The 15,416-nt window shown below is 70.6% G+C and carries 16 protein-coding genes; 4 read left to right on the top strand and 12 right to left on the bottom strand.

Features of this window, described 5'->3' with window-relative positions:
* Nucleotides 1-21: 21 nt before the first annotated feature.
* Both recG and GUY60_RS05275 read right to left on the bottom strand, forming a co-directional pair.
* Complete coding sequence (gene recG / locus GUY60_RS05270; RefSeq protein WP_161694274.1) at nt 22-2,229, bottom strand: ATP-dependent DNA helicase RecG; 2,208 nt, start codon at nt 2,227-2,229, stop codon at nt 22-24.
* Between the two features lie 68 nt (nt 2,230-2,297).
* Nucleotides 2,298-4,103, bottom strand: a complete 1,806-nt coding sequence (locus GUY60_RS05275; RefSeq protein WP_161694276.1) for a fatty acid kinase ATP-binding subunit FakA — start codon at nt 4,101-4,103, stop codon at nt 2,298-2,300.
* 236 nt (nt 4,104-4,339) lie between these two features.
* Here GUY60_RS05275 and rpmB point away from each other — a divergent pair, with 236 nt between their 5' ends.
* Complete coding sequence (gene rpmB / locus GUY60_RS05280; RefSeq protein ID WP_102913572.1) at nt 4,340-4,525, top strand: 50S ribosomal protein L28; 186 nt, start codon at nt 4,340-4,342, stop codon at nt 4,523-4,525.
* 239 nt (nt 4,526-4,764) lie between these two features.
* Here rpmB and thiD read toward each other — a convergent pair whose 3' ends face one another.
* Together thiD and GUY60_RS05290 are read right to left on the bottom strand one after the other, a co-directional pair.
* Entirely contained in the window at nt 4,765-5,565 is an 801-nt protein-coding gene (gene thiD, locus GUY60_RS05285; RefSeq protein ID WP_161694278.1) for a bifunctional hydroxymethylpyrimidine kinase/phosphomethylpyrimidine kinase, read from the bottom strand.
* Complete coding sequence (locus GUY60_RS05290; RefSeq protein ID WP_161694280.1) at nt 5,562-6,527, bottom strand: thiamine-phosphate kinase; 966 nt, start codon at nt 6,525-6,527, stop codon at nt 5,562-5,564. The genes thiD and GUY60_RS05290 overlap by 4 nt, the downstream gene beginning before the upstream one ends.
* Nucleotides 6,528-6,841: 314 nt before the next feature.
* Between GUY60_RS05290 and GUY60_RS05295 the strand changes: the two genes are divergently transcribed.
* Nucleotides 6,842-7,075 carry an Lrp/AsnC family transcriptional regulator gene (locus GUY60_RS05295; RefSeq protein WP_161694282.1) on the top strand — a complete coding sequence of 78 codons (234 nt, stop codon included), beginning with the start codon at nt 6,842-6,844 and terminating at the stop codon, nt 7,073-7,075.
* 20 nt (nt 7,076-7,095) lie between these two features.
* Nucleotides 7,096-7,578 (top strand): DUF3515 domain-containing protein, encoded by a 483-nt coding sequence (locus tag GUY60_RS05300; RefSeq protein ID WP_161694284.1) that lies wholly within the window; start codon nt 7,096-7,098, stop codon nt 7,576-7,578.
* A gap of 65 nt (nt 7,579-7,643) precedes the next feature.
* Here GUY60_RS05300 and GUY60_RS05305 read toward each other — a convergent pair whose 3' ends face one another.
* The 3 genes from GUY60_RS05305 to GUY60_RS05315 form a co-directional block, all read right to left on the bottom strand.
* Entirely contained in the window at nt 7,644-8,816 is a 1,173-nt protein-coding gene (locus GUY60_RS05305) for a D-alanine--D-alanine ligase family protein (protein WP_161694286.1), read from the bottom strand.
* A gap of 93 nt (nt 8,817-8,909) precedes the next feature.
* A complete protein-coding gene (locus GUY60_RS05310; RefSeq protein ID WP_161694288.1) occupies nt 8,910-9,920 on the bottom strand; it encodes an NAD(P)H-dependent glycerol-3-phosphate dehydrogenase in 1,011 nt (336 codons plus the stop codon).
* Nucleotides 9,917-10,708 carry a lysophospholipid acyltransferase family protein gene (locus GUY60_RS05315; RefSeq protein ID WP_161694290.1) on the bottom strand — a complete coding sequence of 264 codons (792 nt, stop codon included), beginning with the start codon at nt 10,706-10,708 and terminating at the stop codon, nt 9,917-9,919. Before GUY60_RS05315 ends, GUY60_RS05310 begins: the two co-directional genes overlap by 4 nt.
* 158 nt (nt 10,709-10,866) lie before the next feature.
* Here GUY60_RS05315 and cofC point away from each other — a divergent pair, with 158 nt between their 5' ends.
* Nucleotides 10,867-11,562 (top strand): 2-phospho-L-lactate guanylyltransferase, encoded by a 696-nt coding sequence (gene cofC, locus GUY60_RS05320; protein ID WP_161694292.1) that lies wholly within the window; start codon nt 10,867-10,869, stop codon nt 11,560-11,562.
* On the opposite strand, the gene GUY60_RS05325 is transcribed toward cofC, so the two are convergent.
* The 5 genes from GUY60_RS05325 to leuC all read right to left on the bottom strand — a co-directional run bounded on the left by GUY60_RS05325 (nt 11,534) and on the right by leuC (nt 15,231).
* The gene (locus tag GUY60_RS05325) at nt 11,534-11,743 is read right to left on the bottom strand and encodes a hypothetical protein (RefSeq protein ID WP_161694294.1); all 210 of its coding nucleotides are present in this window, start codon (nt 11,741-11,743) and stop codon (nt 11,534-11,536) included. The two genes, cofC and GUY60_RS05325, sit on opposite strands and share 29 nt — an antisense overlap.
* A 156-nt stretch (nt 11,744-11,899) precedes the next feature.
* Entirely contained in the window at nt 11,900-12,574 is a 675-nt protein-coding gene (locus tag GUY60_RS05330; RefSeq protein ID WP_161694297.1) for an HU family DNA-binding protein, read from the bottom strand.
* Nucleotides 12,575-12,699: 125 nt separating this feature from the next.
* Complete coding sequence (locus tag GUY60_RS05335) at nt 12,700-12,954, bottom strand: SCO5555 family protein (protein ID WP_161694299.1); 255 nt, start codon at nt 12,952-12,954, stop codon at nt 12,700-12,702.
* Nucleotides 12,955-13,206: 252 nt separating this feature from the next.
* Complete coding sequence (gene leuD, locus GUY60_RS05340; RefSeq protein ID WP_161694301.1) at nt 13,207-13,800, bottom strand: 3-isopropylmalate dehydratase small subunit; 594 nt, start codon at nt 13,798-13,800, stop codon at nt 13,207-13,209.
* Between the two features lie 6 nt (nt 13,801-13,806).
* On the bottom strand, nt 13,807-15,231 hold the full coding sequence (gene leuC / locus GUY60_RS05345; protein ID WP_161694302.1) for a 3-isopropylmalate dehydratase large subunit: 1,425 nt from the start codon (nt 15,229-15,231) through the stop codon (nt 13,807-13,809).
* Between the last annotated feature and the right edge of the window lie 185 nt (nt 15,232-15,416).

Raw genomic sequence — 15,416 nt, forward strand, 5'->3', positions numbered from 1 at the left:
GGCGTCGGGTGGGCGTGGTGGTCAGCCCTTGTCCAGGTACTCCTCCCGGTCCTTGTCGAGCAGCGCGTCCAGTGCCGTGCGCAGTGCGGGGAGCCGGTCGAGCTCGGGGTCGCGGGCGACGATCGTGACCGCCTCCTCGCGGGCCTGGGCGATGACCTCCTCGTCCTCGATGACCGCGAGCACCCGCAGCGAGGACCGCACTCCGGACTGGGCCTGCCCCAACACATCGCCCTCGCGCCGCTGTTCGAGGTCGATGCGGGAGAGCTCGAAGCCGTCGAGCGTGGCCGCGACCGCGCCGAGCCGGGCCCGCGCGGGGCTGGCCTCCGGCATCTCGGAGACGAGCAGGCACAGACCGGGGGCGGAGCCTCGGCCGACGCGGCCGCGCAGCTGATGCAGCTGGGAGACGCCGAAGCGGTCGGCGTCCATGATCACCATCGCGGTGGCGTTCGGGACGTTCACCCCCACCTCGATGACCGTCGTGGCCACCAGGACGTCGACCTCGCCCGCGGCGAAGCGGCGCATCACGGCGTCCTTGTCGTCGGGTGCCATGCGGCCGTGCAGGACCTCGACGCGCAGCCCGCTCAGCGGTCCGGCGCTGAGCTGCCCGGCGACCTCGACGACGGCGAGCGGCGGGCGCTTCTCCGCCTCGTCCTCGGCGGACTTCTTCTTGGCGGCCTTGTCGTCGAGGTCGTCACCGATCCGGGGACACACGACGTACGCCTGGTGGCCGTTCTCCACCTCTTCGCGGACGCGTTCCCAGGCGCGGGCCAGGAAGTGCGGCTTGTCGGCCGCGGGGACGACATGGGTGGCGATCGGCGAGCGCCCGGCGGGGAGTTGGTCGAGGACGGAGGTCTCCAGGTCACCGAAGACCGTCATGGCGACGGTGCGCGGGATGGGGGTGGCGGTCATCACCAGGAGGTGCGGCGGCTGTTTGCCCTTGCCGCGCAGGGCGTCGCGCTGCTCGACGCCGAAGCGGTGCTGCTCGTCCACGACGACCAGACCCAGGTCGTGGAACTGCACCTTGTCCTCGATCAGCGCGTGCGTGCCGATGACGAGGCCGGCCTCGCCGGTGACCAGGTCGAGCAGGGCCTGGCGGCGCGCGGCCGTGCCCATGGAGCCGGTGAGCAGCACCACCTTGGTGGCCCGCTCGGCACCGCCCAGCATGCCGCCCTCCGCCAACTCCCCCATCATTTCCGTGATCGAGCGGTGGTGCTGCTGGGCGAGGACCTCGGTCGGCGCGAGCATCGCGGCCTGCCCGCCCGCGTCGACGACGGCCAGCATGGCGCGCAGGGCGACCATCGTCTTGCCCGATCCGACCTCGCCCTGGAGCAGCCGGTGCATGGGGTGCTCGGTGGCCAGGTCGTCGAAGATCTCCTTGGTGACCCGCTGCTGTCCGTCGGTGAGGGTGAACGGCAGCTTGGCGTCGAAGGCGTCCAGGAGGCCGTCCGGCACTGGCCTGCGGGCCACGGCGGGCAGCTGGGTCTCGGCGAACCGGCGTCTGGCCAGGGCGACTTGGAGGACGAACGCCTCGTCCCACTTGAGGCGGTCCTTGGCCTCGGCCACATCGTCCTTGGTGTGCGGCCGGTGGATCTTGAGGAGTGCCTCGGGGAGCGTGACCAGGCCGCGCCCTCTCCGCAGCGAGGGCGGCAGCGGGTCCTCGGCGTCCTGCGCACTGGGCAGCACCGCGTCCACCGCCTTGGCGATCTTCCAGGACTCCAGCTTGGCGGTGGCCGGATAGATCGGGAGCAGCGCTCCGGCCCAGGACTCCACGGTGTCCGTGGCCTCGGTCTCGCTGTCCTTGCGCAGCAATTCGTACGCGGGATGGGCCAGTTGGAGTTTGCGGTTGAACGCGGACACCTTGCCCGCGAACATCGCGCGTGTGCCGGGCAGCAGGTCCTTGTGCGGCTTGTGGATGCCGCGGCCGAAGAAGACCAGCTGGAGCTGGCCGCTGCCGTCAGTGATGGTGACTTCGAGGCGCTGGCCGCGGCCGTTGTTGAACTTCAGGACGCGGGCCGTCGCGACCTGCGCGACCACCGTCACATGCTCGTCCAGGGGCAGGTCGGACATTGTGGTCAGCTCACCCCGCTCCGCGTACCGCCGCGGGTAGTGGTGGAGCAGGTCGCCGACCGTGTGCAGGTCGAGGTGCTCGGCCATCACCTTCGCGGTGGCGGGGCCGAGGACTTTCTTCAGGGGTTCTTCGAGCGCGGGCACGAATCCATTGCACACCATGGCTCTGACAACGTGCCGAGCCTGTGGAAAACCCCGGCCGCGCCGCGTCCCCGCCAAGCGTGCGGGATCTACTCCACGCCTATGAGCATCAGCGGCGACTGCGGGCCGCCGCGGTAGACGACGGTGTCGACGGCGAGGTGATGCTCGCGTACGTGCTGCTCAAGGCGGTCGGCGACGGACTCGGGGACCTCGTCGCCGAGGACGAGGGTGACCATCTCGCCGCCCGCGGAGAGCATCCGGTCGAGCACGGCGGCGGCCGTGGCCGTGACCTCGGCACCGATCACGGCGACGTCCCCGTCGATCAGGCCGAGCAGATCACCGGCCTGGCAGATGCCGGCCATGGTCCACGACTGCCGCTCGGCGACGGCGAGTTCGGCATAGCGGGTGGCACCGGCCGCCGAGGTCATCCCGACCACGTCCTCGTCGAACCGGCGGTCCGGCTCGTGCACGGCGAGCGCCGCGATGCCCTGCACCGCGCAGCGGGTGGGGATGAGCGCGACCCGTACGCCCTCGGCGCGTGCCTGCTCGGCGGCGGCCGCGGCCGTGTAGCGCAGCTCCGGGTCGTTGGGCAGCAGCACCACCTCGCGCGCGTGCGCCCGGCGGATCGCGTCGACCAGCTCCCCGCTCGCCGGGGGCTCCCCCGGCCGCGCGAGCACGGTGGTCGCCCCGGCCTCCGCGCACAGCTCGGCGAGGCCCTCGCCCGGCACGACGGCCACGATCGCGCGTTGCGCCCGCTCGCGCGGCTGCTGCGGGTGCCCGCCGCTGTGCGCGTCCTGCGCCCCGAAGTGCGTGATCCGGATGCGGTACGGGCGGCCCGCCTCGACGCCCGCCTCCACGGCGGCGCCCGCGTCGTCCACGTGCACATGGACGTTCCACAGCCCGTCCCCGCCGACCACCACCAGGGAGTCCCCGAGGGAGTCGAGGCGGGACCGGAGCCGGTCCACCGCGCTGTCGTCCGCCTCCAGGAGGTAGATCACCTCGAAGGCGGGACCGGTGCCGCACTCCCCCGCACCCTCGACAACACAGTCCACGGAGTCGGCCGGGGCCTCGTCCACGGCGCCCGGCGAAAACGCCGCCACGCGCGCGTGCCCCCCGCCCCCCACGCGTACCGACCGCTCCGGTGACCGTCCGGACAGCGCCTCCACCAGGGCGCCGAGTACCGCCACGAGTCCTTGGCCGCCCGCGTCGACGACGCCCGCGCGGCCGAGTACCGCGAGCTGTTCCGGGGTGTGCTTCAGGGCGGCGGCGGCGCCTTCGTAGGCGGCCAGGGCCACCGCCGCGCAGTCGCCGTCCGCCTCCTGGGCCGCGGCGGCCGCCGCGGTGGCGACCGTCAGGACCGTGCCCTCGACGGGGTGCGCGACCGCCTGGTACCCGGACTCGGCGGCCCTCCGCAGTGCGCGCCGCAGGACGTCGCCCTCGTATCGAGCCCCATCAAGGTGGGCACCGTCAGACCGAGCACCATCAGCGTGGGCACCATCAGAGTGGCCGGAATCGTCGGATCCGGTGTGAGGCGCACCACGTCCGGGCCCCTCGGCGGGAGTCTCCTCGGCCAGCACCTGGGCCGTTCCGCGCAGCAGCTGCGCCAGGATCGTGCCGGAGTTTCCGCAGGCCCCGATGAGTGCACCGTGCGCCGCCGCGCGGGCCGCGTCGGCGAGTGAAGGGCCCGCCTGGGACCCGGCGGCCTCGTGCCCCTTGAAGACCGCGTCGACCGCGCGAGCGGCGGATTCCACGGTCAGGTAGAGATTGGTTCCGGTGTCCCCGTCCGCGACCGGGTAGACGTTGATCGCGTCGATCTCCTCGCGGGCCCTCCCGAGCGCGCGGAGCGCCAGTCCGCACCAAGTGCGCACCACCTCGGCGTCGGGGGTCTGGGGCACCGGCTGCCTCCTTGCTCAGGCGTCGTCTCGCAGCGTAGTCCCCGGTCGGGAGGCTGCCCGGGGCAGGCCCCCGGGCGGTCATGGTAGTTTCGTTGTACCGAAGCCGCCGTTGTATGCTGCTTCGGTTGCCTGATGAGAGTCAGGCCGACATTCCCCCCTGGCACCGCCAATCAGATCACTAGATCCCGGCATGCCGGGATTATCCGTTAGTGCATCTGAAGTCTTTGGAGTGACCCGTGGCTGCCAACTGCGACGTCTGCGGCAAGGGGCCGGGCTTCGGCAACAACATCTCGCACTCGCACCGCCGTACTCCCCGTCGCTGGAACCCGAACATCCAGCGCGTGCGTACCGTGGTCGGTGGGACGCCGAAGCGCCTCAACGCCTGCACCTCGTGCATCAAGGCCGGCAAGGTCTCGCGCTGACGTAACTTCCCCACGCTCTCGGCTTCTCCCCCAGCTACCGCTGGGAAGTGCCCCCAGAGCAGGGGAGGCCATTGCGCGGCCACCTAGCTGGTTGCTGTGAAAGCCGGTCCACCTTCGGGTGGGCCGGCTTTCTCGTGTGCGCGGGCGGGACGGGACGGTGCGAGCCGGTGGACGAGCCACCGGCCCCACGACCACTGCGGCCCCGCGACCGCTGACCACTGGCCGTTGGCCATTGCTCCCTAGGAGCCCGACCGCCACTGGTACCCGTGGTCGACCGGTCCGATCCCCTCGCCAAGAGCGAAGCCCGCCGCGATCGCCCCGGTGACGTACTCCTTCGCCGCGCGTACCGCGTCCGGCACGGTGAGCCCCTTGGCGAGGCCTGCGGCGATCGCGCTGGCGAGGGTGCAGCCGGTGCCGTGGGTGTGGCGGTTGTCGTGGCGCGGGGCGCGCAGCCAGTGCTCCTCGGTGCCGTCGGTGAGGAGATCCACGGCGTCGCCGCTGAGGTGGCCGCCCTTGATCAGCGCCCAGCGCGGCCCGAAGTCCAGGAGCGCCGCCGCCGCCCGCCGCAGCCCGTCCTCGGACTCGACGTGTACGCCGGTGAGCTGGGCCACCTCGTCCAGGTTCGGCGTCGCGACGGTGGCGACGGGCAGCAGCCTCGTACGGACCGAGTCGAGGGCCGAAGCGGCGAGGAGCGAGTCGCCGTGCTTCGAGATGCCCACCGGGTCGATCACCGTGGGCGCGTCGGTGCCGGCGAGCAACTCCGCGACGGCCTCGACGAGTTCGGCGGAGGCGAGCATGCCGGTCTTCACGGCCTGTACGCCGATGTCGTCGACGACGCTGCGGTACTGGGCGCGTACCGCCTCCACCGGCAGTTCCCAAGCGCCTTGCACGCCAAGGGAGTTCTGCGCGGTGACGGCGGTGACGACGCTCATGCCGTGGGTGCCGAGGGCCAGCATCGTCTTGAGGTCGGCCTGGATGCCCGCGCCGCCGCCGGAGTCGGACCCGGCGACGGTCAGTAGACGAGGGGGCGCCGCCGTCACGACTCGATCTCCCCGAAGTGGTCCCAGCCGCTCTTGCTGGTCCAGGGCGCGCCGTCGACGGTGACCTGGGGCAGGGCCGAGGGGTTGAGGACCTCGCCGATCACCTTCCAGCGGGCCGGAAGCTGTACGTCCGGCGGGAAGGTGGCGACGATCGCGTGGTCCTCGCCGCCGGTGAGCACCCACTGCAGCGGGTCGACGCCGACGGCCTGGCCGATGTCGTTCATCTGCGAAGGCACGTCGATCGAGGCGGACTTGACGTCGATGCGCACCTTGCTCGACTCGGCGATGTGCCCGAGGTCGGCGATCAGGCCGTCGCTGACGTCGGCCATCGCGGTGGCGCCGAGCCCGGCGGCGGCGGGGCCCGCGTGGTACGGCGGCTCGGGCCTGCGGTGCGCCTCCACGAAGGCGCGCGGCGAGCGGAAGCCGCGCGAGAGCACCGCGAGCCCAGCGGCGGACCAGCCCAGCCAGCCGGTGTACGCGACGACATCGCCGGGTTGCGCGCCGGCGCGGGTCACCGGCTCGTGGTTGCGCAGATCGCCGAGCGCGGTGATCGCGATGGTGATGGTGTCACCGCGTACGACATCGCCGCCGACCACGGCCGCGCCCGCGACCTGGCACTCGTCGCGCAGCCCGTCCATCAGCTCGCTCGCCCAGGTCACCGGCAGCTCGGCGGGGACGACGAGGCCGAGAAGCAGCGCGGTCGGCACGGCGCCCATGGCGGCGATGTCGGCGAGGTTCTGCGCGGCGGCCTTGCGGCCCACGTCGTACGCGGTGGACCAGTCGCGGCGGAAGTGCCGTCCTTCGAGGAGGATGTCCGTGCTGGCCACGACCCTGCGGTCGGGGGCGGCCACGACCGCGGCGTCGTCGCCGGGTCCGAGGCGTACCGCCGGAGTGGTGGTGAGCCGGGACGTGAGCTCTCTGATGAGCCCGAACTCCCCGAGCTCGCCCACGGTGCCCTTCATCGAGTCTCGCCTCTTCCTGTCATGCCGAGTGTCATGCCGAGTGTCGTGCCGAGGTTCGCGCCGGCCGTCATGCCGACCGCCCGGCGCGCGTGCGGTCGCGGGGCGACTTGGCCGCGGGTACCGTCAACAGGTACGTCAACTTCGTTTGTCCGTACGCCGTGGTGTCCGCGCCACAGGCCCCGCGGGTCTCCCCGCGACGCACGGTGACGCGATACCGTGGCGCCTCGTCTCCCGCCACAGCCCATGCCCGAGAGCGCTGCGGGCTCGCTGTTCCCATTTCCCCACATGATCCTCGTGGCCGCCCTGGAGGTTCCGTGGTACAGGCGTACATCTTGATCCAGACCGAGGTTGGCAAGGCGTCCGTGGTCGCCGAGCTGATCGGCAAGATCCCCGGCGTGATCCAGGCCGAGGACGTGACCGGTCCCTACGATGTCATCGTGCGCGCCCAGGCGGACACGGTGGATGAACTCGGTCGCATGGTGGTCGCGAAAGTCCAGCAGGTGGACGGCATCACCCGCACCCTGACCTGCCCGGTCGTGCACTTGTAGCCCCCGTCTACGCTTGGCCGGTGAACGTATTCCGCCGCCGGCTGATCTGTCTGCCCGCCCTCGGTCTGCTCTGCCTGACCGTGGGCTGTTCTTCGACGGACGACCGGGCGACGGTACCGGTTCCCTCCCCCGACGCCGATACGGCGCGGCTCTGCCGCGACCTGCACGAGCGGCTGCCCGAGCGGATCGACGGGCTCGACCGCGAGGATCCGCAGCCGCGTTCCGAACTGACTGCCGGATGGGGAGGCTCGGCGATCATACTGCGCTGCGGTGTACCCCGGCCCGCCGCGATGGCCGACCCCGAGGCGTACGGCTCCGAGGTCAACGGCGTGGGCTGGCTGACCGAGGAGCAGAAGGACGGTTCGTACCGTTTCACCACGACGCTGCGTGCGGCGTACGTCGAGGTGACGTTCAACGCCGAGCACGCGAAGCAGGGCGCGGGTTCGCTCATCGACCTGGCGGAGCCGGTCAAGAAGTCGGTACCGGAGGGCATCGCGAACTGAGCCCAACTACACGACAGGGCCCGGCCGTTGGACGGCCGGGCCCTTCGTGCGTGCGGGTGGGTGCGCTAGCGCAGTCCGGTGGGGCGGCGCAGGGCAGCCTGGATGAGGCGGTCCACCAACTCCGGGTAGCTCACTCCGCTCTCCTGCCACATCCGCGGGTACATGGAGATCGGCGTGAAGCCCGGCATGGTGTTGATCTCGTTGATCACGAACTCGCCGTCCTCGGTGAGGAAGAAGTCCGCGCGCACCAGCCCCTCGCAGGACGCCGCGTCGAACGCCTCGACCGCGAGCCGCTGCACCTCGGCGGTCTGCTCGTCGGTGAGCGGGGCGGGCACGATCCCGGAGGCCGAGTCGATGTACTTGGCCTCGAAGTCGTAGAAGGCGTGGTCGGAGACCGGCGGGATCTCGGCGGGCAGGCTGGCGCGCGGCCCCTCCTCGAACTCCAGGACACCGCACTCGATCTCGCGGCCGCGGAGCAGCGCCTCCACGATGATCTTCGGGTCGTGCCGCTGCGCCTCCTCGATGGCCTCGTCCAGGCCCTCCAGGGAGTCGACCTTGGTGATGCCGAAGGACGAGCCGGCCCGCGCGGGCTTCACGAACAGCGGCCAGCCGTGGTCACCGGCGAAGCCGACGATCTTCTTGCGGGCGGCCGACGGGTCGGTCTCCCACTCGCGCGGCTTGATCACCACGTACGGGCCGACCGGCAGCCCGAAGGAGGTGAACACCCGCTTCATGTACTCCTTGTCCTGGCCCACGGCGGAGGCGAGGACGCCCGAGCCGACGTACGGCGTCCCGGACAGCTCCAGGAGCCCCTGCAGGGTGCCGTCCTCGCCGTACGGGCCGTGCAGGACGGGGAAGACCACGTCGACCTCGCCGAGCGCCTTGGGCACGGAGCCCGGCTCGGCGAGCACGACCTCGCGGTTGGACGGGTCGACGGGGAGCACCACGGCGCCGTCCACCGAGTCGGCGAGTTGCGCCACGTCCGGTACGGAACGGTCGGTGATCGCCATCCGGTCCGGGGCGTCGGCGGTGAGCGCCCAGCGGCCGTCGTGCGTGATGCCGATGGGCAGCACGTCGTACTTGTCGCGGTCGATGGCGCGCAGCACGGCACCCGCCGTGACGACCGAGATGCCGTGCTCGGAACTGCGTCCGCCGAACACGACGGCCACGCGCGGCTTGCGGGATTCCCCTCCTGGCTGGGAGGGGACCGGGCTCTGGGAGGAGGTCTCGCTGCTCATATCGCGTTGAGCGTACCTGCTGGTATCGGCCGAGTCAGCGCGCGTGCGGCGTCGAGTCGGCGCACGCGCGCGGTGGGGGCGGTACGCGGGAGGTCAGCGGCGCTCGGACTTCGCGCTGCGCCCCATCAGCTCCTTGAGGGCGACCAGCGGCGGCTTGCCCTCGTGCACGATGTCCACGACGGTCTCCGTGATGGGCATCTCGACGCCGTGCCTGCGCGCCAGATCGAGCACGGACTCACAGGACTTGACGCCCTCGGCGGTCTGCTTGGTGACCGCGATGGTCTCCTGCAGGGTCATGCCCTTGCCGAGGTTGGTGCCGAAGGTGTGGTTGCGCGAGAGCGGCGAGGAGCAGGTGGCGACCAGGTCACCGAGTCCGGCGAGCCCGGAGAAGGTCAACGGGTCGGCGCCCATGGCGTGCCCGAGCCGGGTGGTCTCGGCGAGGCCGCGGGTGATGAGGGAGCCCTTGGCGTTGTCGCCGAGGCCCATGCCGTCCGCGATGCCGACGGCGAGACCGATCACGTTCTTGACGGCGCCGCCGAGTTCACAGCCGACCACGTCGGTGTTGGTGTACGGCCGGAAGTACGCGGTGTGGCAAGCCGTTTGGAGCCGCTGCGCCACGGACTCGTCGCTGCAGGCAACGACCGCCGCGGCGGGCTGGCGGGCGGCGATCTCGCGCGCGAGGTTGGGTCCTGTGACGACGGCGATGCGCTCGGACGGCACCTTGGTGACGTCCTCGACGACCTCGCTCATCCGCATCGCGGAGCCGAGTTCGACGCCCTTCATGAGCGATACGAGGACGGTGTCGGGGGCGAGCAGCGGCGCCCACGCGGCGAGGTTGCCGCGCAGCGTCTGCGAGGGCACGGCGAGCACGGTGAAGTCCGCGCCGTACGCCGCCTCGGCCGCGTCGGTGGTCGCCCGCAGCCGCGCGGGGAGTTCCACGCCCGGCAGGTAGTCGGGGTTGGTACGGCCGGAGTTGACCGCTTCGGCGAGCTCGGGACGGCGGCCCCACAGGGTCACGTCGCAGCCCGCGTCCGCGAGCACCATGCCGAAGGCCGTACCCCACGAACCCGTACCGAAGACGGCTGCCTTCACAGGCGGTGTCACTTGGTGTCCTCCCCGGCTGCGCCGGTCTTCTCGCCGGGCGTACCGGCGGTCTTCCGCTGTTCTGTCTTGCGGCGCTGTGCGATGCGTGCCTGACGCGGGTCGTACGGCGTCGCGGGTGCCTTCTCGCCGCGGATCTCCTCGAGGAGCGCGGTGATGGCGGCCATGATGACTTCCGTTGCCTCCTTGAGGAGTTCGGGCGTCATCTCCTTGTCGTAGAAGCGGCTCAGGTCGACCGGCGCACCGGCGAGCACGATGTGCGTCTTGCGCGGCCAGAGGTGCGGCTTCTTCGCGTAGGGCGGCAGGAGTTCGTTGGCTCCCCACTGCGCGATCGGGATGACCGGGCACTTGGTCTGGAGCGCTACGCGGGCGGCGCCCGTCTTGGCGGTCATGGGCCAGAGTTCGGGGTCGCGGGTGAGCGTTCCCTCGGGATAGAACGCCACGCATTCACCGCGGTCCACCGCGTCGATGGCGGCGCGGAACGCACTGAGTGCGTCGGTGCTCTCTCGGTACACGGGGATCTGTCCGGTACCACGCATCATGGCTCCGACAAATCCGCCGTTGAATAGTCCGTGCTTCGCCAGGAATCGCGGTACACGTCCAGTGTTGTACTGAAAGTGCGCATATGCCAAAGGGTCGACATGGGAATTGTGGTTCACCGCGGCAATAAATCCACCGTCGGCCGGAATGTGTTCCACACCACGCCAGTCCCGCTTGAGTAGAACCACCAGCGGCGGTTTTGCGATGACCGCCGCCAGGCGGTACCAGAAGCCGATTCTGCGGCGGGACACTCGGACACCTTCCTCTGCTGACCTGTTGTGCGCTGGTGCGCCGCACAAGTGTCGCCCCAGGTACTCAGTCTGTCGAGAACACCGTATGCCAAGCCGTTCGGGCCTCTCTGTCCACAGGGCCGTACGCCGGAGCCGCCGGCAGGCAAGAATGGGCGGCCATGCGCACACAAGCCGATCGCACTCAGCCGCCCGCGTGGAGCCTGGTCATCCCCCTGAAGCCGCTGGTGCGGGCGAAGAGTCGGCTCGCGGCCGCCGCGAGCGACCGGCTGCGGCCCTCGCTGGCCCTCGCGTTCGCCCAGGACACCGTGTCCGCGGCACTGGCCTGCGCTTCGGTGCGCGATGTGGTGGTCGTCACGGACGACGCCCGCGCCGCACGGGAGTTGGCGGCCCTGGGCGCCCGGACGGTGCGGGACGAACCGGGCGCGGGGCTCAACGCGGCGCTGACCCACGGCGCGCGCGCCGCCCGCGCGCTGCGCCCGACGGCCCCGGTGGCGGCGTTGAACGCGGATTTGCCCGCACTCCGCACCACGGAATTGGCCCGAGTTCTTGATTATGCGCGCGCATTTCCACGGGCATTTCTCCCCGATGCCGCGGATATCGGTACGACGCTGCTGTGCGCCGCCCCCTCGGTCCCACTGGCCCCGCACTTCGGCGGCGCGTCCCGGGCCCGGCACGCGGCCTCGGGCGCCGTGGAGATACCCCTGCTCGACGTGGCGAGCGTCCGCCAGGACGTGGATACGGCGGACGACCTGGCCGTCGCCCTGTCCCTCGGCGTCGGCCCGCACACGCTGGCCGCGGCCGAACTGGGCGTGCGTACGGGCCTGCTCAGAGGGTCTGCAGCGTCACCAGAGTGATCCGCCGGGCGTCCGCCCCCGCCGCTTCGTCGAGCTCGATCCGCACCCGCTGTCCAGGCCGCAGCAGCCGCAGCCCCCCGGCGTCGAAGGCCGGGCCGTCGAAGGGCACCGGGGTGCCGTCGTCGAGAAGCACACTGCCGCTGCGGGTCTCGGGGTCGTACGTGTACGCGGTGGCCTGCATGGCCGCAGCGTATCGGGCGCCGCGGGCCGGGCGCACCGCCCGTCCCCCGCGCACCGGGAGCGGCGCCGGCTCCCCCGTGAACCGGCGCCGGACACACCGCGGGCCGGGCTCCCCGAGGGGAGCCCGGCCCGGCGCGTGAGTGAGCCCTGCAGACCGTTACTTCTTCCTGGCGGTGGTCTTCTTGGCGGTGGTCTTGCGCGCCGTCGACTTCTTCGCGGGCGCCTTCTTCGCCGTCGCCTTCTTCGCGGGCGCGGTCTTCTTGGCGGTGGCCTTCTTGGCCGTGGTGGCCTTCTTCGCGGCGGCCTTCTTGGCTGCCGGCGCGGCCTTCTTCGCCGTGGTCTTCTTGGCGGTGGCCTTCTTCGCCGTCGCCTTCTTCGCGGCGGTGGTCTTCTTCGCCGCGGTCTTCTTCGCGGCGGTGGTCTTCTTCGCGGCCGCCTTCTTCGCCGCGGTCGTCTTCTTCGCCGCCGCCTTCTTCACGGTGGTGCGGCTGGAAGTGCTGCCGGAGAGGCTGCCCTTCGGCGCCTTCTTGACCGCGACGTCGTTCTTCGGGAGCTTCTTCGAACCGCTCACCAGGTCCTTGAAGCCCTGGCCCGCGCGGAAGCGCGGAACGGAGGTCTTCTTGACGCGCACGCGCTCCCCGGTCTGGGGGTTGCGGGCGTAGCGGGCGGGACGGTCGACCTTCTCGAACGAGCCGAAGCCCGTGACCGAGACCCGGTCGCCGCTGACGACCGCGCGGACGATGGCGTCCAGGACCGCGTCGACTGCGTCGGCGGCCTGCTGACGGCCACCGACCTTGTCGGCAATCGCTTCTACGAGCTGCGCCTTGTTCACGTCTTCCCCTTCGGAGACATTGCCAGAACCAATGTGTTCAAGCTTTTTCGCACGTTAGGCAGATGTATACCGCAAATCAAACACGAAACGGGCTAATCACCCTTGTGCCGCAACGGGCTGGACTGTCAGAGAGTTCCGTCAGTTCGGCCCGCATCGGCATCAGTGGGGAATCGACCCTCGTCCAGTTCGGTCATGAACTGATCCAGACGCCTTGCCGCATCGGTGAGGTCGTGTTTGGCCGCGGCCGTAATGACCAGCAGCTTCCGGGTCAGCGCCATCCGTACGCCCTCCGGGACTTGCAGTGTGCGCACCGTCGCGTGCGCTTCTTTCAGCCGGTCCGCGACGAGCCCGTAGAGCTCGAGTTGGCTGTCGCGGTCCATGCACTGATTGTGCCATCTAGGGCGAGTTGTCGCCTCGCGAGGTCCCAGCGCGCCGCCCAAATGGGGTTTTCGGGGTCCGCGCGACCCCTAAGTCGTGCTGGCGGCGGGTGCTTCCCAACTCCCCGTACGACGCCCCAACTCCCTTGTGTCACCGGCGAGTTGAACGTCGCACCCGACAAACGACCGAACCGCGGTCTGCACGCAGACCGCGGTTCGTAAGAGAGTGTCGATTCGGTTGCCCGAATGGCCGATTCAGACCTGGACGGTGCGCGGCTTGTATGCCGGGCGCTTCGTCTCGTAGGCCGCGATGTCGGCTTCGTTCTGCAGCGTGATGCTGATGTCGTCAAGGCCGTTCAGGAGCCGCCAACGGGAGTTCTCGTCGAGCTCGAACGCGGCGGTGACGCCCTCGGCGCGCACCTCGCGGGCCTCCAGGTCGACGGTGATCTCGGCCTGCGGGTCCTTCTCGACGAGCTCCCACAGCTGCTCCACGACCGACTGGTCGAGGACGACCGTCAGGAGGCCGTTCTTCAGCGAGTTGCCGCGGAAGATGTCGGCGAACCGGGACGAGATCACGGTCTTGAAGCCGTAGTTCTGCAGGGCCCACACGGCGTGCTCACGGGAGGAGCCGGTACCGAAGTCGGGACCCGCCACCAGGACCGAGGCGCCTTGCCGCTCGGGCTTGTTGAGGATGAAGGACGCGTCCTTGCGCCAGGCCTCGAAGAGACCGTCCTCGAAGCCGTCGCGGGTGACCTTCTTGAGCCAGTGGGCGGGGATGATCTGGTCGGTGTCGACGTTGCTGCGACGCAGCGGGACGGCCCGGCCGGTGTGCGCGGTGAATGCTTCCATGGCTGCTCAGACTCCAGCGGGCGTACGGACGTCGGTCAGGTCGGCGGGCGCGGCCAGGTGGCCGGTGACCGCGGTGGCGGCGGCGACCTGCGGCGAGACCAGGTGGGTACGGCCGCCCTTGCCCTGCCTGCCTTCGAAGTTGCGGTTGGAGGTGGACGCGGAGCGCTCACCGGGCGCCAGTTGGTCCGGGTTCATACCCAGGCACATGGAACAGCCCGCGTGCCGCCACTCGGCGCCGGCCTCCTTGAAGACCTTGTCCAGGCCCTCTTCGACGGCCTGCAGGCCGACCCGCGCGGAGCCGGGAACGACCAGCATCCGTACGCCGTCGGCGACTTTGCGGCCCTTGACGATGTCGGCGGCGGCGCGCAGGTCCTCGATCCGCCCGTTGGTGCAGGAGCCCACGAAGACGGTGTCGACCTTGATGTCCCGCAGCGGCTGACCGGCCTGCAGACCCATGTACTCCAGGGCCTTCTCGGCCGCGTGCCGCTCCGAAGCGTCTTCGTACGAAGCAGGGTCGGGGACGTTGGCCGACAGCGGCGCGCCCTGACCGGGGTTGGTGCCCCAGGTGACGAACGGCGCCAGGGAGGCGGCGTCGATGACGACCTCGGCGTCGAAGACCGCGTCGTCGTCCGTCTTCAGGGTCTTCCAGTACGCGACGGCCGCGTCCCAGTCCTCGCCCTGCGGGGCGTGCGCGCGGCCCTCGATGTACGCGAACGTCGTCTCGTCGGGGGCGATCATGCCCGCGCGGGCGCCGGCCTCGATCGACATGTTGCAGATGGTCATGCGGGCTTCCATCGAGAGCTTCTCGATGGCGGAGCCGCGGTATTCGAGGATGTAGCCCTGGCCGCCGCCGGTGCCGATCTTCGCGATGATGGCGAGGATCAGGTCCTTGGCCGTTACGCCGTCGGGGAGTTCACCGTCGACCGTGATGGCCATGGTCTTCGGGCGGGCCAGCGGCAGCGTCTGGGTGGCCAGCACGTGCTCGACCTGCGAGGTGCCGATGCCGAACGCCAGCGCGCCGAAGGCGCCGTGGGTGGAGGTGTGCGAGTCACCGCAGACCACGGTGGTGCCGGGCTGGGTCAGACCCAGCTGCGGGCCGACCACGTGCACGACGCCCTGCTCGACGTCGCCCAGCGGGTGCAGCCGCACGCCGAAGTCCGCGCAGTTCTTGCGCAGCGTCTCCAGCTGGGCCCGCGACACCGGGTCGGCGATGGGCTTGTCGATGTCGAGGGTCGGGGTGTTGTGGTCCTCGGTGGCGATGGTGAGGTCGAGGCGCCGCACCTGGCGGCCGCCCTTGCGGAGGCCGTCGAAGGCCTGCGGGCTGGTCACCTCGTGCAGCAGGTGCAGATCGATGAAGAGGAGGTCGGGCTCGCCCTCGGCGCGCCGGACGACGTGGTCGTCCCAGACCTTCTCCGCGAGTGTCCTACCCATCGCTTTCCCTCCGGCCGGCAGATTGCGCCCGGCCACTTCTAGAGATGTGAGCGGTGACGTCCGTACCCCTCGTACCGAACGTGATCCGCTGGACCCGTTGGTCTGCGGGCCGCTGTATGTACAGGGTGACAAGTTCCCTGGGAAATTGAACTTGCGTTTCACAGAGTGAGACGCGAGTATCGACG

Origin of the sequence: Streptomyces boluensis (assembly GCF_009908195.1) — a bacterium.
Classification (GTDB): domain Bacteria; phylum Actinomycetota; class Actinomycetes; order Streptomycetales; family Streptomycetaceae; genus Streptomyces; species Streptomyces boluensis.